Raw genomic sequence first — 20,461 nt, 5'->3', positions numbered from 1 at the left:
TTATTCGCATTCTTTGAGTACTGCTCTCCTATTTTTGCTATTTTTGCAATAAAAATTTTTCATTATGAAATGGGAAGGTAGAAGAGAAAGTAATAACGTTACTGACAACAGAGGTAAATCTGCAGCTGGAAAAACAGCTTTAGGAGGAGGATTAATTGGTATCATCGCTACACTGCTTTATTTATTTGGAGGAGAAACTGGTAAACAGATTGCTCCTGTGATAGAACAAATGGGTGGTAATCAACAAACAGAACAAGTAGATTCAAGACAACTCTCTAATGAAGAAGTAGAGATGGGTAAGATGGTCGCTGTTATGTTCGCTGACACAGAAGATGTATGGCACAAGATATTCAAAGAAAACGGTATGCAATACCGCGAACCTAAGATGGAGTTATTTGATGATAACGTGAACACACAGTGTGGTAGTGCTACTGCTGATGTTGGTCCTTTCTACTGCCCTGCAGATGAAACAGTCTATATGGACTTGAGATTTTTTGAAGAACTACACACACGCTTTGGAGCTGAAAGAGGTAACTTTGCTATCGCCTATGTTATCGCTCATGAAGTAGGTCACCACGTACAAACATTACTGGGTACAAATAGTAAAATACATCAACTACAACAAGGTAAAAGTAAAAAAGAAGCGAATAAACTATCTGTCGGATTAGAACTACAAGCTGATTTCTATGCTGGTATGTGGGCGAAGTACAATCAAAAATACTTAGATGCGAAAGATATCGACATTGCACTAAGTGCTGCTCAAGCTGTAGGGGATGACGCTATCCAAAAAAGAGTATCAGGTCAAGTAAACCCTGACTCATTTACACACGGTAGCTCAAAGCAACGCAAAGAATGGTTTATGAAAGGATATGATACTGCTGACCTAAACCAAGGAAATACATTTGACTTTATTAGATAATACACAATTACCAATAATTACTATATTAAAAAAGACTCAAGACAAGAGCCTATCCCCATGACAAACTTAAAAGACATACTAAATAATATTAAACAGAATAGCTATGTATTAGCTCCTTTCCAAGTAATGAGCGAAGCTTTTACATACTATAAGAAGACATTCTTCTTAGTAGTAACTTCACTTCTACTAACTATTTTTGCTTTTTCTTTTATAGGAACAGCGATATTAGATCAATTCGTTACTTTAGACAAAAAAAATCCTGCTGTATTACAAGAACAAATACAGAAGTTGATATTACTGATGACACAGGAACCATACTTATATTACTATCTAGGGTTCTTTATCGTTTTTACTGCTTTAGGCAACATACTTATAGCTGGTTTTTATAAGGTCAACGCAGATATATCATTAAAAAAAACACCTTCATTCTTAAGTGCATTTAAATATTTTGTTAGCATTAAGGGGCTCTACGTATTTATTGCACATTTATTAATAGCTATTGTTTTTATGGGGATTACTATTCCTTTGAGATTAATGGACTTAGAAATGGTATCTATGGTGATTAACTGGCTTATTAGTACATTGACTATATTCACAATTCCATTGATAATATTCGGTAATTTAAACCCTATAGCTGCCATTAAGAATAGTATTATGGTTGTCAATAAACAACCTATACCTATCATCCTAACGATAGTTTTAAACTACTTCTTTCTGATTAGTGGTTTGCTATTCTTTGTTGTGGGTATTTTATTTGTTTTACCATACCTATTTGCCGTTTATTTTGTGTTATATAAACAAGTCATTGGATATAATCTAGAAGAGGAGAAGTTAACCTAACCATCCCTCTCTATCTAGACTACGATACTGTATTGCCTCAGCTATATGCTGGGGCATTATATTTTCTGACTTATCTAGATCCGCTATTGTCCTAGATACTTTTAATATCCTGTCATAAGCTCTAGCTGATAAACTTAACTTCTCCATTGCTCTTTTTAATAACGAAAGAGAATCTTCCTGAAGTGCACAGTATTTTCTTAGTAAAGCAGTATTCATCTGTGCATTATAATGTACACCTTTATGACTAACAAAGCGTAGAGACTGTATCTGTCTAGCTTCGATTACTCGCTCGCGAATATCTTTACTAGGCTCAGCTAATTGTTTTTCAGATAACTTTTCGAATGGCACAGGATTAACCTCGATATGTATATCGATACGATCAAGTAAAGGGCCTGATATCTTACCTAAATAACGTTGCATCTCAGCCTGAGAAGACTTGACTGGAGCGTATGGATCATTAAAGTATCCACTAGGACTAGGATTCATACTAGCGACTAGCATAAATGAAGAAGGATAGGTAATGGTAAACTTAGCTCTAGAAATAGTCACTTCCCTATCTTCTAAGGGCTGTCTCATTACCTCTAATACTTCTCTTTTAAACTCTGGCAACTCATCTAAGAACAGTACTCCGTTATGTGCTAAGGATATTTCCCCAGGCTGTGGATAACTACCTCCACCTACTAATGCTACACTAGAAGCAGTATGATGAGGACTTCTAAAAGGCCGTGTTCTCATCAGCCCGCAGTCCTTTGCTTTCCCTACTACACTGTGAATCTTAGTAGTCTCCAGCGCCTCATCTATTGTCATAGCGGGCAGTATACTAGGTAATCGCTTTGCTAACATTGTCTTCCCAGATCCAGGCGGACCTATTAGAATAATATTATGTCCTCCTGCCGCTGCTATCTCCATCGCTCTTTTTATACTTTCCTGTCCTTTTACATCTTTAAAGTCTATTTCTAAATGTTGTTCAGCCTCCGCATTAAACATTTCCTCTAGATTGATACTTACAGGAGTCAGCTCTCCTCTACCCTCTATAAAGTCAATTACTTCACTTATATTACTTACTCCATATACCTCTAATCCCTCCACTATAGCAGCCTCCATCTCATTCTCTTTAGGGATAATAATTCCCTTAAACCCTTCTTCCTTAGCTTTAATAGCGATAGGCAATGCTCCATTTATACACTGTATAGATCCATCTAGGGACAATTCCCCCATCATAATATACTCAGATAATTTATCGTTAAGACTGATTTGATCAGAAGCAGCTAGAATACCTATTGCAATCACTAGATCGTATGCTGACCCTTCTTTGCGCAAATTAGCAGGAGCTAGATTAACTGTTATTTTTCTCCCAGGAAATTTATAGGTGTTATTCTTAAGTGCGGCAGCTATTCTAAAACTACTCTCTTTTATAGCACTGTCAGGCAATCCCACTAAGTGATATCCTACTCCTCCATCTATATGTACTTCTACAGTAATAGTAGTCGCCTCGATCCCAAACACAGCACTTCCAAATACTTTTATTAACATAAATTATCATTATTAATTAATATTCTCTAAATAATATTATTTATTTCCTAACTTTATAAGAACCTAATAGTAGCCATAGTGTAGACCGATACCACAAAAAGCAACAACTTTACAAATGTTCAACGATATAAAATTAAGTAATATGACTAATAAAAACATTACACTATTCAAACACAATGCTCTATAATTCAAACATCTGAAACATAAATTCACTATATTAATTCTCATTTTTGGCACTTTTGGCATTAGTATTGAATAGTACACTGTGGAGATAGACTCTCACCTTCAAACAACAATTAGTATTTTATAAGTATGATTAAAAGTAGAAAAACAATTTTAGTAGCATTCTCATCGTTGATTATGTTTGGGACATTGATAGGGATCAACAGCTGTAATATAGGTTCTTCTAAAACATTAGATCCTAAAGAAAATGCTTTAGCTCTTCCTATCATAAAAGTAGATACAACAACAGCTATTACAATCAAAAACTACATAGGAAATATAGAGGGAAAAGTCAACGTAGAAATCAGACCGCAAGTAGAAGGTATACTTGAGAAGATTTTTGTGGATGAAGGAGCCTTCGTAAAAGAAGGACAACCTTTATTTCAAGTTGATCCTTTACAGTACCAAGAGATTTTAAATAATATGGTCGCTACTGAAAACGTAGAGAAAGCGAAGCTAAGAAATGCTAAACTGGAGATAGACCGTTTAAAACCGCTTATTGACAATGAAGTAATCGCTCAAGTACAACTAGAGACTGCGAAGTCTAACTATGATATCGCTAAAGCTTCTCTAGCTAGAGCTACTGCTGCTGTTAATAGTGCTAAGATTAGTTTAGACTATACGATTATTAAAGCTCCTGTGAGTGGATATATAGGTCGTATGCCTAAGCGTATCGGTAACCTTGTATCTAAAGGAGATAAAGAACCTCTTACTGTATTATCTGACGTGAGTGAAGTATATGTGTACTTCGGTATGAGTGAGTCTGACTTCCTATATTTTAGTAAGGGAAATAAGAAACAAGACAGTATTAGTACAGGACAATACTTACCTGACGTAGTGCTTATCCTTGCCGACGGACACGAATATCCTGAGAAGGGTAAAGTGGATATGATTAATGGGCAAGTAAACAGAACGACCGGTTCTATCTCATTAAGAGCTTCTTTTCCTAACTCTAAAGATGTGATGAGATCTGGTAATACAGGTACTGTCAAACTAAAAGAAACGAATCCTCACGTGATTCTAATTCCACAAGAAGTGACCACATCTATACAAGACAAAACTTTTGTCTACACATTAGATAAAGATGATAAAGTTAAATTACAGTCTATACTATTAAACGGAGTATCTGGAAACAACTTTATTGTTTCTGAAGGCTTAAATATCGGGGATAGAATTATCAAAACTGGTTTTGATAAACTAACAGAAGGTATGTACGTAAAGCCACTTAACTAAACGTCCAAAACAAAACAACAAGACTGAATTAGACACCTTACAAAACAAAACAATATGCTAAAAGCCATTATAGATCGCCCAATATTAGCCACAGTAATTTCGATTATGTTTGTATTACTGGGTTTAGTAGGGCTTACATTATTACCCATAACAAGATTTCCTGAGATAGCACCGCCAAGTGTAAGTGTATCTACATCTTATCCAGGAGCCAATGCAGAGACTGTCGCACAGAGTGTTTTACTACCGATAGAAGAATCTATTAACGGGGTAGACAATATGACTTACATTAGCTCTAAAGCTAGTAACAGTGGTTCTGGAACGATTAATGTATTCTTTAAAGCAGGTACAGATCCTGATCAAGCTGCTGTAAATGTTCAGAACAGAGTAAGTAAAGCTGCTGGAGATCTACCGTCTGAAGTGAATGAAAATGGTATCTCAGTAACGCCACGTCTAAGTGGTAATATCATGACGATTAACTTCTACAGTGATCACCCAGAAGATGTCTATGACGAAACTTTCTTACAAGCTTATACGCAGATTAACATTAACCGTGAATTACTTCGTGTACCAGGAGTAGCATCAGTGAGCCGTATCGGTGCACGTGACTACTCTATGAGAACATGGTTAAATCCAGAAAAACTAGCTCTTTATAACCTAACTCCACAGGATATAATCGCAGCTATAAAAGACCAAAACTTCGAAATTGCACCTGGTAGTTTTGGAGAAACTTCTGATGAAGCTTTCGAAACAGCCTTAAAACATAAAGGGAGATTTAGTCTTCCTGAACAATATGAAGAAATCGTTATCAAGACCAATACTGATGGTTCAGTATTATTACTTAAAGATGTAGCTAGAGTAGAATTTGGTGCTTCTAACGTAGGTAGTGATAACAGTGTGAATGGGCACCCTGGTCTAACGATGAATATCACGCAGACCAATGGATCTAATGCTCGTGATATTGATATTGCAGTGCGTAAAACGCTTGAGAAATTGTCTAAGTCATTCCCTCAAGGAGTTCACTATGAAATCAGCTACTCTGTTAAAGCACAGATAGACGAATCGATTAGTCAAGTTAGAAGTACTCTATTTGAAGCCTTCTTCTTAGTATTTATCATTGTGTACTTGTTCTTACAAGATTTCCGCTCTACGATAATTCCAGCTATTGCAATCCCTATTTCATTAGTAGGTACATTGTTCTTTATTTATTTAATGGGGTTCTCTATTAATATATTAACGATGTTTGCCTTAGTACTGGCCATAGGTATTGTTGTGGATGACGCCATCATCGTGGTGGAAGCCATACACGAGAAGATGCATCACACGGGAATGAAAGCAAAAGAGGCTACTATCGTGACGATGAACGAGATCACTAGAGCGATTATCTCTATTACTCTAGTAATGTCTGCTGTATTCTTACCTGTAGGATTTATGCAAGGACCAGCTGGTATATTCTATAAACAGTTCGCTTATACTTTAGCCTTTGCTATCCTAATTTCTGCAGTGAATGCACTGACATTAAGCCCTGCCTTATGTGCCTTGTTTTTAAAACAACCATCTGGTGAAGAATACGCTGCTCAAAAACAACAAAAAGGAATTAAAAGAGTCGCAGGTAAATTCTTCTTTTCTTTTAATACTGCATTTGACAGCTTTACAGATAAATATGTAGTTGCAATCAAAAAATTAATTACGAATAAGAAAGTAGCTATCGCAGGATTAGTATTAATCATAGGACTTGGAGTTGTGTTTTTATATAAAACGCCTTCTTCTTTTATCCCTAGAGAGGATGATAGTTATATCACTTATTCACTAGCAATGCCTCCTGGAGCTTCCTTAGCACGTACTAAATTAGTATTAGCGAAAGCAGATAGTATCTTAAAGTTGCGTACTGATATCGTGGGAATGACAGCTATCTCTGGTTATAACACCATAGATGGTAACTCTAGCCCATCATTTGCCGTAGGTTACGTTAACCTAAAGCCTTATAAAGAAAGAGGTGACGTTAAGAATATAGACCAAATTATAGATGAGATACAGTCTGACTTATCTCAGATCAATGAAGCTTCATTTAACGTATTCCCTAGACCGACTATATCAGGTTTTGGAGATTTCGGTGGTATTGAGTTTGTTCTTCAAGATCGTATGGGTGGTGGATTTACGGAATTCAACCAAGTAAGTGATGATGTAATCAAACAACTAAAAGAGAAAGAGGAAATATCAAATGCCTTTACTTCTTTTAAAGCGAATTATCCACAGTATCTATTAGAGATTGATTATGTGAAAGCTAAATCTTTAGGAGTTAGCGTGAAGGACTTAATGACAACGGTTAAGAACTATTATGGTCGTGTGAAAGCTGGGGATTTTAATAGATTCGGGAGAACGTACCGTGTGTATATGCAAGCTGACATTCCTTTTAGAGAAAGTCCAGAGTCATTCTCTTCTATCTTCGTAAAGAATAAAGACGGTGAGATGCTTCCTGCTAATACACTAATAAAACTAAAGAAAGTATTAGGTCCTGAGACAGTGACGAGATATAATCTATACAACTCTATTTCTGTAAAAGTAACACCTGCTCCTGGATACAGTACAGGTGATGCAATGAAAGCAATAGAAGAAATCACAGAGAAGCTACCAGGTAACTATTCTTATGAGTACACAGGTATGTCATTAGAAGAAAAAGACTCAGGTAACCAAGCGATAATCATATTCGGATTGAGTATCATATTTGTTTATTTCTTATTATGTGCTCAGTACGAAAGCTATTTATTGCCAGTTGCCATTCTATTAACAGTACCAACAGGTCTATTAGGAGTTGCTTTATTTGTCAATCTAGCTGGATTACAAAACAATATCTATGTACAGGTAGGACTAATTATGTTGATTGGGCTGCTAGCAAAGAATGCTATTCTGATTGTGGAGTTTGCCTTACAGCAACGCAAGAATGGATTGTCTATATTTGATGCCGCTATTGAGGGAGCTAAGATGCGTTTAAGACCTATCTTAATGACGTCATTTGCCTTCGTAGCAGGTCTAGTTCCATTGATGTTTACTGTAGGACCATCAGCTCAAGGAAACCACTCTATCAGCTTCAGTGCGGCAGGTGGTATGTTATTTGGAGTTGCAGCAGGTATATTTATTATCCCTGTTTTATTCTTCATCTTCCAAACTTGGGACGAGAAACTTAAATCTAAAATAACTAACGACTAAATATAGAAACCATGAACAAAAAGAGAATTATAAAAAGTACTTTGTATGTATCGGTGGTTTCAGTAGCCTTAGCGTTACACTCATGTGCGCCTCAATCAAAATACAAAGCGCCTAAACTAGACTTACCAGAACAATATAGAGGCCAACTAGACTCTTTAAATGTAGCGAAAGATTCTGTCGGAATCGCAGATATAGATTGGAAATCGTTCTTTGAAGATGAGAAACTTATCGAATTAGTTGATAGAGGGCTAGAGTACAACTTCGATATGCAAAATGCATTAAAAAACATAGAAATAGCAGATCAAAAAGCTAGACAAGCCAAGCTAGAATGGTTGCCTAAAGTAGGATTAACAGCAGGAAGCGTAGGTTATCAGTATAGATCTGAGAATTACTATGGTACTCCTTCATCGAATTACTACAAGAGAAAAGGCAAAGACGCTCCTGATAATATGTACGTAAACTCTGCTCAGTATGTCTCTTCTTTAAACATAAGTTGGGAACTAGATGTCTGGGGAAAAATGAGAAGTATCAGTGCAGAGGCATTAGCAATATATCTTCAAACGCACGAAGCTAAAAAAGCTGTTCAGACAGCTCTAATATCAACTATAGCTGAGGGATATTATAATTTGCTATTATTAGATGCACAGATGGAAGTAGCTCAGTCTAACTATGAGCTAACGAAAAACACGCTTAAAATAGTGGAGTTACAAAGAGATGCAGGACAGACAACATCCCTAGCTATTCAACAAACTCGTAACCAAATGTTAGTGGCTAAGGCATTAATTCCTTCGTTAAAACAACAAATAGCAATACAAGAAAACGCGCTATCTCTACTAACAGGTCAACTACCTGATGCGATAGAACGAAATACTAAATTAGCTGATGTCAAATATGAAGAAACATTAACTACAGGTGTGCCATTATATTTGGTAAGTCAAAGACCTGATGTACAACAAGCAGAGCTAGAATTACAAGCTAGAAATGCGAGAGTAGGTGTAGCTCAAACGAGTAGATACCCATCTCTAACCATAGATGTAACAGGAGGGCTAAACAGTATGTTAGGTAAGAACTGGTTTAATATCCCAGGTTCATTATTCGGAGGGCTTATAGGTGAGTTAACAGCTCCTGTATTTAATAAAAGAAAACTGAAAACGAACTTTGAAGTTGCTAAAATAGAAAGAGAAAAAGCCGAGCTAGATTTACAGAAGTCTATCTATACTGCTATCACAGAAGTATCTGATGCTTTAATCACACTAGAAACTGTAAAAGAACAAATAGAAATAGCGGAAGAACAAGTAGCTACTTCTAGATTAGGGGTAAAACAGTCTAACTTATTATTTAATAGTGGATATGCTAACTATATAGAGATTATCAATGCACAAAAGAATATGTTAGATACAGAACTTAATCTAAACAAATTAAAACAGAATAAACTAATCTCAAGAGTGAAGCTATACAAAGCTCTTGGAGGAGGTTGGAAATAATAGCTAACTGCTATTGCGACTAAAAGACTGCTAACGCAGTCTTTTTTTTGCTTCATACTCAGAGCCAATCCAAAAAAAACAATTGGCTTTTTTTATTTACCTTTCAAATTCTTCGGAAATCAACCCAAATAATCAATCTATTGGTTCACTTTTTTTCTAAAACCCCCTCATTTTACCCTAAAATGAAGAATTAGCAAAAAAAATCTATATCTTTTTTTTAACGATAAAAAATATAACTAACTAAAAACAAACGCTTTATACTATTTATAATAAATCACTCCCTTATCATCATACCCCTTCAATCCCAGCAGGAGTCAGTACTGATATACAGTTGCTCGACAGTTGCTCGAGTATTCGCCGTAAATAGTCGCTCTGACAAATATTAGTCGAGCAATACTTCTCGCATTGATAGGTAACTTACGACTAGCTGGGTATTGAGTTTAACCCAGATTACGCGATAGACATATAAACGAAAAGTAATTATACAAGGTAGGTCTGAATTAGTGATACAAGCATACTATAGTATGGTTTTAGAGCTAATGAAAGAACTATGAAGTAGAATTACTTTGCAGTATTTGGCTAATGCGTAATCTGGGTTTAAGTTCAGACAAAAACTAATTTGCAGAGATAAGGTGTACGGAGATATAGTGATTACTAGGTGGAAATGTAGGATGCGATTCTTCCTTACGTCAGAATGACAAAGTTTGGGTGTAACACAATATTATGTATGTGAGATACTGTGTGCCTACTTGATAGAAATACTTTATGCGTTTGCTCTTAAAGCCCGAAGGGCATAGATTCTTAATTCCCTTAAGGGAATTAATTCCACAAAAAAAGCTGCCTAATAATAGACAGCTTTGATTAAATTAATGGTATAATCTCTTGTTAGTTGATACCTGCTTGGTTAAGCCACGCACTGTATTTCTTACTATTAGCATTGTGTTGTGCTAAAGTAATAGCAAACTCGTGGTATCCTAATTTATCTACACTTGCACAGAAGTACACATACTCATGTTGTTCAGCATTTAGGACTGCATCTATACTTGATTGATCAGGCATAAAGATTGGCCCAGGAGGCAATCCTACATTCTGATATGTATTATAAGGTGATGGTATTTGCGTATCTTTTAAATATACTCTTTTGATGATTTGTTTAAAGTCATTTGTATATAATTTCTTCGCAAATACGACAGTTGGATCAGCTTGAAGAGGCATTCCTAATTTTATTCTATTTAGATATACACCTGCTACTCTAGCTGTCTCATCACTCTTAGCTGTCTCTTTCTGTACGATAGATGCTAAGATAGATACCTCTATAGGAGTTAATCCTAAAGCTTTAGCCTTCTCCTCACGCTCACCGTTCCAGAACTTAATATATTCCTTCTCCATCATATTACGCATCTTAAGAGGATTCGCATTCCAATAGAATTCATATGTCTGTGGTAAGAAAAACACCAATACATTCTCTTTCGTAAAGCCATGCTCTTTTAAGAAACTTGGATCATAGAATGTATCAAGGAAGCCAATACTATCCGTCTCAAACATAGATCCTAACTTTCCAGCAAAGTCTTCAATACGCTCAATGTTATTAAAAGTCAGTTTGACAGGAAGATTACTCTTTAATGCCTGAATAAGATCATAGCTATTCATACCATTCTTAAGTTTAAAACGACCGCTTACTACATTAGATGGATAACTGCGTTGTTCTGCTATTTCTTCAAAAGCTGCTTTATCTTTTAAGTGAGGCTCTAATAATTTCAACACTGTTAGAAAGTTATCTTCTTGCTTGATATAAACATATTGTTCCTCATTCCAGTTTTGTAGATTAGGGCCAAATGCTTTTTCATACCATACGTATAAATACCCTAATAGTCCAAATCCCCCAAGTACAACTAGAATAACTAAAATGTTCTTTAACTTCATAATTCGATTTAAAATAATAATTGATATAATGCTTCGTCTATATAGACATTACCTACTCTCTCCCAGTCTTTTTTTATTCCTACTAATGTAAAACCATTCTTCTCGAATAGCTTTAAACTAGGTTGATTATCTACAGATATATTAGCATAAAGTTGATGTAACCCCAACACTTCTTTACTGTAATTAATCACTAATTCTAACGCTTCTGACCCCGCTCCTTTTCCTCTATCATCAGGAGACTGAATAACGATACCGACTCCAGCTCTATTATTCTTTGGGTCAAATTCAAACAAATCTATTAACCCCAATGCCTCTTCCGTATCTATGTTGCAAATCACTAAACGCAATTGTTTAACTTCATAGATATCAAGATGTGCATTCTCTAGATACTGACGAATCAAGAATCGACTATATGGAGTGATTGTGTTACTCACTTTCCATAAATCAACATTGTTTTCTATCTGATAGATGAACTCTAAATCTTCAGGTTCTAAAGCGCGTAAAAATATAGTATTCCCACGAATATGTAGCATCTTTTTTAAATTTCTATTGTTCCTTCAAAAACTAATTTGGCAGGCCCACTTAATAATACATTCTCAAACTTCTGACCATCCTCAGTATCAAAGCTAACTGTCAGATTTCCACCCTCTACATCTATCTTGATATGCTTATCATCACATTTACCTTGAGCGTACATAGAGATAGCTACAGCAGTAGCACCTGTACCACAAGATAAGGTCTCATCCTCTACTCCACGCTCGAATGTGCGTATTCTAAAGTGATTAGGTCCCTCTTGCTCTACGAAGTTGACATTCGTTCCACCTGGACTATATAGTTCACCCTCTCTTATATCACGTCCTCTATTATAAACATCATATCTACCTAACTCTCTTACTACTTGTACATGGTGAGGTGATCCTGTATTTAAAAAGCTGTATTTATTTTCGATTTTAATATCAGATACATCTATCATCTGTAGACTTACTGTATTATCAGGATTCACTGTTGCTAAATGTTCGCCATCTATAGCTATAAAACGACATTGATTGTCTATTATTTTTAATTGCTTAGCAAAAGCGACTAGACATCTCCCTCCATTACCACACATCGTGCTCTCACTACCATCTGCATTATAGTACACCATCTTAAAATCATACCCTTCTGCTTCTTCTAATAAAATCAATCCATCACCACCTACGCCGAAACGTCTATGGCATAAATGAGCGACAAGTTCTTTATCCTGCTTTGGAAAAAAGCCTGTGCGGTTATCTATCATCACGAAGTCATTACCTGTTCCTTGGTATTTATAAAATCTCAACATATAACTTATCTTACTTAAAGACGTAAAAATACGAATAATGATTGTTAAAATAGCTTGTTAACTGTTGGTTAAACCTCTTTTAATCTGATTAATTATTTATTAACTTTAATATACTAATTTTAATAAATGTATTTATGAAAAAGATTTTAGGTGTTTTTTTAATTTGTTTATTAAGCGGAAGTATGACATTGGTTGGTTACAAATACTTTTTTGAAAACCAATCAATTATAAATAATATTGCAGCAAATGATGCTACTTTAGGACTGTCTAATCAGAAGAATTCTCCTATTCTTAATGGAGCAATTGACTTTACTCAAGCAGCTGAAAATACAGTTAACACAGTAGTCCATGTTAAAAACCTTAGCTATGTATCTCCTAAGTCTAATTCTATTATGGAATTATTCTATGGTTACAAACAAGAACCAAGACCACAAATAGGTACTGGATCTGGTGTGATTATCACAGAGGATGGATACATCGTTACAAATAATCATGTGATCGCTAACTCTTCTCAGTTAGAAGTAACATTATCAAATAATGAGACTTATAAAGCAAAGCTTATCGGTACAGATAAAGAAATGGATATCGCACTACTAAAAATAGAACCAAAAGAAAAACTGCAATACATGGTATTCGGTGATTCTGATAATATCCAACTAGGTGAATGGGTACTCGCTGTAGGGAATCCTTACAACTTAACATCTACTGTAACTGCTGGGATTATATCTGCTAAAGCGCGTAATCTCTCACAAGCAGGGATTCAATCGTTTATACAAACTGATGCGGCGATAAACCCAGGTAACAGTGGTGGTGCCTTAGTAAATACTAGAGGTGAGCTAATCGGTATTAATACAATGATTTCCTCTAATACAGGAGCCTATGTGGGGTACGCATTCGCTGTACCATCTAATGTAACACGCAAAATAGTGGAAGACCTATTAGAGTATGGTAATGTCCAAAATGCTTCATTAGGGGTATTAGGATATGAATTAACACCTCAAGTAAATGAACAATTAAAGGTAAAAGATATCAAGTATGGGTTCTTAATAGAAGAGGTGATCCCAAGCTCTGGGGCGTCTAATGCCGATATTAAAAAAGGTGATATCATCACAAAAATCAACAATAAGGACATTAAAACCTTTGTGGATTTGCGTTCTATCATTAACACTAAACGCCCTGGTGATAAAGTCGAAATAGAATATGTAAGAAGTAACAAAGCATTAGCAACAACTGTAACCTTAGGAAAAAGTGAAGCTCGTAAAATAGAATTAAGAGGAATCGAACTTCAAGAACTAGATGCTACTGATAAAGAAAAGTGGAATATCAGTTATGGGCTTAAAATAACTAAACTAATGGACAGTGATTATGACAAATATAAGGAGGAATTATTAGGTAGTATTCTCCTCTCAATCAATGATATTAAAATAACAAATGTGAATCAAGTGAAAAATATACTAAGTCAGGTTAATCAAAAACAAAAAATAAAGATCACTTTAGTGAATAAAAATGGGGAATATTTACGTTTACTAATATAATCATACGTTTCACCCAATAAAAACACTAAAAAGTGCTTTTTAAACTTTGCAACTTGATTAATTCATTAAAAAAACAGACTTTTGCAGTAATTTATCACAACACAATTTAATATATGAAAAATACTAGTCTTTACGAAAAAGAATTAGCTTTTCAAGCAGATCGCAGAAAAGCTTGCGTCGAGTTCATTAAGATCATTAGTGACCTATGGTACGACAAGTCTATAGAGCTGTTAATGTTCCGTAATCAACTTATTGACCGCAGCGTTAGCGATATTATTAACTTACATGAATATGCAGCTAAATTTGTTGGAAAACCAATCAACATTTTTGATTCTGTAGAAATAGCTGAGGCGATTCAAAGAGCTGACTTACCACCTTCTAGAATCGACATCGGTCGTCTAACTTACGAGTACCACTTAGAAGACAACAAATACAGCAATGCATTAGAGTTTGTTGTAGCTAAACTAAAAGATGCTAAAGAAACAGAAGAGCTAGTTCCTAAGGATGTAGTACTTTACGGTTTTGGTCGTATCGGTCGTTTATTAGCTCGTGAGTTAATGAACAAAATCGGTAAAGGACAACAAATGCGTTTAAGAGCAATTGTAACTCGTGATAAAAACGATGCAGTTCTTTTAGAAAAACGTGCTTCTTTACTAAAATATGACTCAGTACATGGAGATTTCGAAGGTTCAGTTATCGCTGATCCAGAGAATAACGCTTTAATCATTAACGGTACTACTGTACACATGATTTCTGCTAGTACTCCAGAAGAAATAGACTATACACAATATGATATCGATAATGCTTTAATTATTGATAACACAGGTGCATTTACAACAGAAGAAGCTCTTAGACGTCATTTGTCTTCAGTAGGTGCTTCTAAAGTATTATTAACTGCTCCTGGTAAAGGTGTTCCAAATATCGTACACGGCGTTAACCACACTGAGTATGATCCTAATGAAGTGGATATCTGGTCTGCAGCGTCTTGTACTACGAATGCTATCACGCCTATCCTTAAGGTTATGGAAGATAACTTCGGTGTAGTAAAAGGACACTTAGAGACTATCCACGCATATACAAATGACCAAAACTTAGTAGATAATATGCATAAGAAATACCGTCGTGGTAGAGCTGCTGCATTAAATATGGTTATCACTGAGACTGGTGCAGGAAGTGCTGTAGCGAAAGCGTTACCATCATTAGCTGGTAAATTAACGTCTAACGCTATCCGTGTACCAGTACCTAATGGATCATTAGTAGTATTAAACTTAGAAGTAAGCAAAGAAACTACAGTTGAACAGTTAAATGAGGTTATGCGTAATGCTGCTCTTAACGGAGACTTAGTAGAGCAAATCAAATACTCTATCAACAACGAATTAGTATCATCTGATATCGTAGGTACTTCTGCTCCATCTATCTTTGATAGTAGAGCTACTATCGTATCTGCTGATGGTAAAAATGTAGTAATGTATGTATGGTATGATAATGAGTATGGTTATAGCCACCAAGTTATCCGCCTAGCTAAGTATGTTGCTCAAGTAAGACGTTACACTTACTATTAGTAGGTTAGAAATTTATAGATATAGAAAAGTCCAGCAGATGCTGGACTTTTTTTGTGCCATATAATAAGACATGGTAATAGCTTCTGGTCACTTGACTATTCAGTAACTATTAATCCTTATACAAAATAACAAAGCCTTACAAGAAAGATATCTCATAAGGCTTTGTCTATATTTTATTCTATTTATTACTTTAATAATTCATCTAGAGATACTCTAAACTTAGAGCTATTCCAGTCCGCTGCACGGAACTTGCGAACGACGATATTACCTTTTTTATCTATGACATAAGATGCTGGTATAGACTCTGAGAATAATACTGCAGGAGCTGCACTTTTCTGATAATAGATAGGCAAAGTCGATTTATTCTTTTCTTTAAAAGCTTTTACTTTATCAGGCTCATCAGTTGTGATAAATAAGAAAACAACCTTGTTTTTATAATCATCATATAGCTCTTGAAAGCTTGGTTTCTCAGCGATACAAGGAGGACACCATGTTGCCCAAAAGTTAATTATTACAACTTTTCCTTTTACGCGATCAAAATCAAAAACCTCCCCTTGCTCATTGACTAATTGCCATGATTCGTAATTAACTTTCTTCTGATCTGATACTTTCTCAATATTAGGACTCATCGCTAATAAGCGATTAAGCCATACTTTTACATTTGTCCCCACAGGTGTAAAGAAAAACACTCCTAGAACAATTATAAATATTACATTAGATATCCACTTCTTGCTCCCCCTATTTTTTGCACTCATAGCCTTAAATTCATAAACAACACACTAAATATAGAACAATTACTCGCTAAAACCTAGGTAAAAGATTTCTAATGCTATTGCTATGATTTTTTATACATATCGTCAAAGTCAATATCTTTCCTTCCTGGTAAGACAACATTTAGTACTATCCCAATGATAGAAGCCAATGCCATTCCCTCTAAAGAGAATAATTCTCCAATGTGAATAGCTGCTCCACCAATACCAATAATTAAGATAACAGATGATATAATAAGATTTCGCTTTACTTTAAAATCTACATTGTTCTCTACTAACATTCTCAATCCACTTGATGCTATAATACCAAATAACAAAATAGACACTCCGCCCATGACAGGTGAGGGAATAGTACTTAACAAGGCTGCTATCTTTCCACAGAAACCGAATACAATAGCAAAGCATGCTGCACCTATAAACACATAAATACTAAAAGCACGTGTAATCGCTAATACCCCTATATTCTCTCCATAGGTAGTATTAGGAGGCCCACCGATTAATGAAGCAAGCATAGTTGCTATTCCATCGCCAAGCATACTCTTATCTAATCCTGGGTCTTTAATCAAGTCTTTATCTATTACCTTACTCAATACTAACTGATGCCCTATATGCTCTGCAATAGGGACAATAGCTACTGGTAACATCAATAGAATAACATACCAAGAAACAGACGGTTCATAATGAACAAAGGGAACCATAAAGTTAGGTACCTCAAACCAATTGGCTGCAACTACTTTCTCGAAGTGAACTACACCCATAATCGCAGAGAAGCAATATCCTCCTACAATACCAACTAAGACAGGTATTACACTTAAAAAACCTTTAGTAAATATCGCTGCAATAATAGTGATCGTTAGGGTAACTAACCCTATCATCACGTATGTTAAGTCATACTCGCCTTGAGGGTTATTAGTCACCATTCCCACTGCTGTACTAGCTAATCCTAGTCCGATAACCATAATCACTGGCCCTACTACAATAGGAGGTAATAACTTCATCAGCCAACCCGTACCAGCCTTTGCAATCAACAACGCAACTAATGAATATACTACCCCTACCAAGAAACTTCCAACTAAGAAACTCCCAACAGGCATACCTGAAGTAGGATCAGCTTCTAAAGCCTTCATTGCAATAATAGGATTGATAAAGGCAAATGAAGAACCTAAATATGAGGGTACTTTACCACGTGTTATAAAGATAAACACCAATGTACCTATACCACTTGATATAAGCGCTATCGCAGGATTCATACCTGTTAAAGTAGGCACTAAAACAGTAGCTCCAAACATAGCAAACAGATGCTGAATGCTCAATAATATCCACTGCCCTAACCTTGGTTTTTCATCGACTGCTAAGACAATCTTCTTTTCTTCTATCTGACTCATTATTTACTTGTTGTTGTGTAGTTAACTTCTCGCAAAGTTAAATATTTCAAAACAAAACTAATCTTCTAATTGCTATAAATGAAAAAAGGGTATCCGTGTGGATACTCTTTTTTCATTTATAACTATTGTGATTACTTACCAGCTGCAATTAAGTTTAATGCAGAACCAGCTTTAAACCACTCTACTTGACTTGCATTATAGGTGTGATTTGCTTTAATAATATCTTTAGATCCGTCAGCATGTACAAACTCTAAAGACAATTGTTTACCAGGAGCAAAATCAGTTAAGTCTAAGAAGTTGATTGTATCATCTTCTTGAATCTTATCGTAATCCGCCTCATTAGCAAAAGTCAAAGCTAACATTCCTTGTTTTTTCAAGTTAGTTTCATGGATACGTGCAAACGATTTTACAAGTACAGCCATTACTCCTAAGTGACGAGGTTCCATAGCAGCGTGCTCACGAGAAGATCCTTCTCCATAATTCTGGTCACCCACTACGATAGTTGGTACACCTGCAGCTTTATAAGCTCTCTGCACTGCAGGTACTGGTCCATACTCCCCTGTCAATTGATTCTTAACATTGTTCGTTAAATGGTTGAAAGCATTCTCCGCACCAATTAACATATTGTCAGAAATATTATCTAAGTGACCACGGTAACGCAACCAAGGTCCAGCCATAGAAATATGGTCAGTCGTACATTTACCAAATGCCTTAATCAACAATTTAGCTCCTGTTATATTCTTTCCATCCCAAGGTGCAAAAGGCTCTAACAACTGCAAACGACTTGATGTAGGTGAAACCTCTACTGCCACACTTGCTCCATCAGCAGCAGGTGCTTGATATCCTGGATCATCAACTTCAAATCCCTTTGTTGGCAATTCATCTCCTGTTGGTGGAAGTAGTTTCACTTCTTCTCCATTGTCATTGATTAGGGTATCTGTGATCGGGTTAAATCCTAGATCACCTGCAATCGCTAACGCTGCTACCATCTCTGGTGATGTTACGAAAGCATGCGTATTAGGGTTACCATCAGCACGCTTAGAGAAGTTACGGTTAAACGAGTGAACAATAGTATTCTTCTCTTGTTTATCAGCTCCCTCACGATCCCACTGTCCGATACATGGTCCACAAGCATTAGTAAATACCTTAGTCCCCATCTTCTCAAACGTCTCGATAATACCATCTCTTTCTATCGTATAACGGATTTGCTCAGAACCAGGGTTAATACCGAACTCTGCTTTAGGCGTAATACCATGAGCAACAGCTTGCTCTACAATAGACGCAGCTCTTGACATATCTTCGTAAGAAGAGTTAGTACAAGATCCGATTAATCCCCACTCTACTTTTAATGGCCATCCATTTGCTTCAGCCTCAGCTCTCATTTTAGATACAGGAGTACCTCTGTCTGGCGTAAATGGTCCATTAATATGTGGTTCTAATTCTGACAAGTTAATCTCTATTACCTGATCAAAGTATTTCTCTGGTGTAGCATATACTTCAGCATCACCTGTTAAGTGTTCTGCTACTTTATCAGCTGCATCCACTACATCTTGACGACCTGTAGCAGCCAAGTATCTTCTCATTGAATCATCATATCCGAAAGTTGAAGTAGTCGCTCCAATCTCTGCTCCCATGTTACAAATAGTACCTTTACCAGTACATGACATAGAAGTAGCTCCTTCTCCGAAATACTCTACTATAGCACCTGTTCCTCCTTTTACAGTAAGGATATCAGCTACTTTAAGAATAACATCTTTCGGTGCAGTCCAACCATTTAATTTACCTGTTAACTTCACCCCAATTAATTTAGGAAACTTTAGCTCCCAAGCCATACCAGACATAACATCTACAGCATCTGCTCCACCTACACCAATAGCCAGCATACCTAATCCACCTGCATTCACAGTATGTGAGTCAGTACCGATCATTAATCCTCCTGGGAAAGCGTAGTTCTCCAAAACTATTTGGTGAATAATACCTGCTCCTGGTTTCCAGAACCCAATACCATATTTATTAGAAACTGACGATAAGAAATTAAATACTTCTGATGATTGTGTTTCTGCCACTTTCAAATCTGTAGCTGCTCCTACTTTTGCCTGAATCAAGTGATCACAGTGTACCGTAGTAGGTACAGCTACTTTCTCTTTTCCAGCATGCATAAACTGTAGTAATGCCATCTGTGCTGTTGCATCTTGACATGCTACGCGATCTGGTGCGAAATCAACATAATCCTTACCTCTCTCAAATGATTGAGCAGGCATCCCATCCCAAAGATGAGTATATAATATTTTCTCTGAAAGTGTTAATGGACGACCAACTATCTCACGAGCTTTAGCTACGCGATCCGGCATTTTATCGTACACTTTTTTAATCATTTCTATATCAAAAGCCATAATATAAGTTCTTTTTTTACAATTAAATTATATATACAATTTAGCAATTTTTGATTCAAACAATTTCTATAAAAATGTTAAAACACAATATTTAAAATGATTCTACTTAAACAAAGTAAGTTTATAGAGGATACTTG

The 20,461-nt window shown here is 35.9% G+C and carries 14 protein-coding genes; 7 read left to right on the top strand and 7 right to left on the bottom strand.

The features are described 5' to 3' along the window. The first annotated feature begins 64 nt into the window (after positions 1 to 64). The gene (locus CF599_RS07810) at positions 65 to 919 is read left to right on the top strand and encodes a neutral zinc metallopeptidase (protein ID WP_121965479.1); all 855 of its coding nucleotides are present in this window, start codon (positions 65 to 67) and stop codon (positions 917 to 919) included. 57 nt (positions 920 to 976) lie between these two features. Continuing rightward, entirely contained in the window at positions 977 to 1,759 is a 783-nt protein-coding gene (locus CF599_RS07805) for a hypothetical protein (RefSeq protein ID WP_121965478.1), read from the top strand. Here the strand turns inward: CF599_RS07805 and CF599_RS07800 are convergent. Then, on the bottom strand, positions 1,751 to 3,292 hold the full coding sequence (locus CF599_RS07800) for a YifB family Mg chelatase-like AAA ATPase (RefSeq protein WP_121965477.1): 1,542 nt from the start codon (positions 3,290 to 3,292) through the stop codon (positions 1,751 to 1,753). The genes CF599_RS07805 and CF599_RS07800 overlap by 9 nt on opposite strands. A gap of 312 nt (positions 3,293 to 3,604) precedes the next feature. On the opposite strand from CF599_RS07800, the gene CF599_RS07795 reads away from it, so the two are divergent. Genes CF599_RS07795 through CF599_RS07785 form a run of 3 tightly spaced genes read left to right on the top strand, consistent with a single transcriptional unit; the run spans position 3,605 to position 9,435 of the window. Next, positions 3,605 to 4,747, top strand: a complete 1,143-nt coding sequence (locus CF599_RS07795) for an efflux RND transporter periplasmic adaptor subunit (RefSeq protein ID WP_121965476.1) — start codon at positions 3,605 to 3,607, stop codon at positions 4,745 to 4,747. A 54-nt stretch (positions 4,748 to 4,801) separates the two neighbouring features. Continuing rightward, positions 4,802 to 7,951, top strand: coding sequence for an efflux RND transporter permease subunit (locus CF599_RS07790; RefSeq protein WP_121965475.1), 3,150 nt, complete (start codon positions 4,802 to 4,804; stop codon positions 7,949 to 7,951). 11 nt (positions 7,952 to 7,962) lie between these two features. Continuing rightward, positions 7,963 to 9,435 (top strand): efflux transporter outer membrane subunit, encoded by a 1,473-nt coding sequence (locus CF599_RS07785; protein ID WP_121965474.1) that lies wholly within the window; start codon positions 7,963 to 7,965, stop codon positions 9,433 to 9,435. An 885-nt stretch (positions 9,436 to 10,320) separates the two neighbouring features. Here CF599_RS07785 and mltG read toward each other — a convergent pair. Genes mltG through dapF form a run of 3 tightly spaced genes read right to left on the bottom strand, consistent with a single transcriptional unit; the run spans position 10,321 to position 12,679 of the window. Then, complete coding sequence (mltG, locus tag CF599_RS07775) at positions 10,321 to 11,358, bottom strand: endolytic transglycosylase MltG (RefSeq protein WP_121965473.1); 1,038 nt, start codon at positions 11,356 to 11,358, stop codon at positions 10,321 to 10,323. Positions 11,359 to 11,366: 8 nt separating this feature from the next. Beyond that, entirely contained in the window at positions 11,367 to 11,891 is a 525-nt protein-coding gene (locus tag CF599_RS07770; protein WP_121965472.1) for a GNAT family N-acetyltransferase, read from the bottom strand. A gap of 5 nt (positions 11,892 to 11,896) precedes the next feature. Next, entirely contained in the window at positions 11,897 to 12,679 is a 783-nt protein-coding gene (gene dapF / locus CF599_RS07765; RefSeq protein WP_121965471.1) for a diaminopimelate epimerase, read from the bottom strand. 134 nt (positions 12,680 to 12,813) lie between these two features. Between dapF and CF599_RS07760 the strand changes: the two genes are divergently transcribed. Together CF599_RS07760 and CF599_RS07755 are read left to right on the top strand one after the other, a co-directional pair. Then, complete coding sequence (locus tag CF599_RS07760) at positions 12,814 to 14,214, top strand: S1C family serine protease (RefSeq protein WP_121965470.1); 1,401 nt, start codon at positions 12,814 to 12,816, stop codon at positions 14,212 to 14,214. Positions 14,215 to 14,327: 113 nt separating this feature from the next. After that, positions 14,328 to 15,776, top strand: a complete 1,449-nt coding sequence (locus CF599_RS07755; RefSeq protein WP_121965469.1) for a glyceraldehyde-3-phosphate dehydrogenase — start codon at positions 14,328 to 14,330, stop codon at positions 15,774 to 15,776. A gap of 185 nt (positions 15,777 to 15,961) precedes the next feature. Here CF599_RS07755 and CF599_RS07750 read toward each other — a convergent pair whose 3' ends face one another. The 3 genes from CF599_RS07750 to CF599_RS07740 all read right to left on the bottom strand — a co-directional run bounded on the left by CF599_RS07750 (position 15,962) and on the right by CF599_RS07740 (position 20,324). Further along, on the bottom strand, positions 15,962 to 16,531 hold the full coding sequence (locus CF599_RS07750; protein ID WP_121965468.1) for a TlpA disulfide reductase family protein: 570 nt from the start codon (positions 16,529 to 16,531) through the stop codon (positions 15,962 to 15,964). Positions 16,532 to 16,611: 80 nt separating this feature from the next. Then, entirely contained in the window at positions 16,612 to 17,931 is a 1,320-nt protein-coding gene (locus tag CF599_RS07745) for a solute carrier family 23 protein (protein WP_121965467.1), read from the bottom strand. Positions 17,932 to 18,062: 131 nt separating this feature from the next. Then, the gene (locus CF599_RS07740) at positions 18,063 to 20,324 is read right to left on the bottom strand and encodes an aconitate hydratase (protein WP_121965466.1); all 2,262 of its coding nucleotides are present in this window, start codon (positions 20,322 to 20,324) and stop codon (positions 18,063 to 18,065) included. Positions 20,325 to 20,461 lie beyond the last annotated feature (137 nt).

The sequence above is a fragment of the Myroides sp. N17-2 genome, assembly GCF_002286775.1.
Lineage (GTDB): Bacteria > Bacteroidota > Bacteroidia > Flavobacteriales > Flavobacteriaceae > Flavobacterium.
The sequence above is the reverse complement of the archived record's forward strand: the minus strand, read 5'-3'. Positions and strand labels throughout refer to the sequence as shown.

What these genes read in the sequence shown, in the direction of transcription:
- CF599_RS07810 (WP_121965479.1), top strand. Translation starts at nt 65, where the DNA reads ATGAAATGGGAAGGTAGAAGAGAAAGTAATAACGTTACTGACAACAGA.
- CF599_RS07805 (WP_121965478.1), top strand. Translation starts at nt 977, where the DNA reads ATGACAAACTTAAAAGACATACTAAATAATATTAAACAGAATAGCTAT.
- CF599_RS07800 (WP_121965477.1), bottom strand. Translation starts at nt 3,292, where the DNA reads ATGTTAATAAAAGTATTTGGAAGTGCTGTGTTTGGGATCGAGGCGACT.
- CF599_RS07795 (WP_121965476.1), top strand. Translation starts at nt 3,605, where the DNA reads ATGATTAAAAGTAGAAAAACAATTTTAGTAGCATTCTCATCGTTGATT.
- CF599_RS07790 (WP_121965475.1), top strand. Translation starts at nt 4,802, where the DNA reads ATGCTAAAAGCCATTATAGATCGCCCAATATTAGCCACAGTAATTTCG.
- CF599_RS07785 (WP_121965474.1), top strand. Translation starts at nt 7,963, where the DNA reads ATGAACAAAAAGAGAATTATAAAAAGTACTTTGTATGTATCGGTGGTT.
- mltG (WP_121965473.1), bottom strand. Translation starts at nt 11,358, where the DNA reads ATGAAGTTAAAGAACATTTTAGTTATTCTAGTTGTACTTGGGGGATTT.
- CF599_RS07770 (WP_121965472.1), bottom strand. Translation starts at nt 11,891, where the DNA reads ATGCTACATATTCGTGGGAATACTATATTTTTACGCGCTTTAGAACCT.
- dapF (WP_121965471.1), bottom strand. Translation starts at nt 12,679, where the DNA reads ATGTTGAGATTTTATAAATACCAAGGAACAGGTAATGACTTCGTGATG.
- CF599_RS07760 (WP_121965470.1), top strand. Translation starts at nt 12,814, where the DNA reads ATGAAAAAGATTTTAGGTGTTTTTTTAATTTGTTTATTAAGCGGAAGT.
- CF599_RS07755 (WP_121965469.1), top strand. Translation starts at nt 14,328, where the DNA reads ATGAAAAATACTAGTCTTTACGAAAAAGAATTAGCTTTTCAAGCAGAT.
- CF599_RS07750 (WP_121965468.1), bottom strand. Translation starts at nt 16,531, where the DNA reads ATGAGTGCAAAAAATAGGGGGAGCAAGAAGTGGATATCTAATGTAATA.
- CF599_RS07745 (WP_121965467.1), bottom strand. Translation starts at nt 17,931, where the DNA reads ATGAGTCAGATAGAAGAAAAGAAGATTGTCTTAGCAGTCGATGAAAAA.
- CF599_RS07740 (WP_121965466.1), bottom strand. Translation starts at nt 20,324, where the DNA reads ATGGCTTTTGATATAGAAATGATTAAAAAAGTGTACGATAAAATGCCG.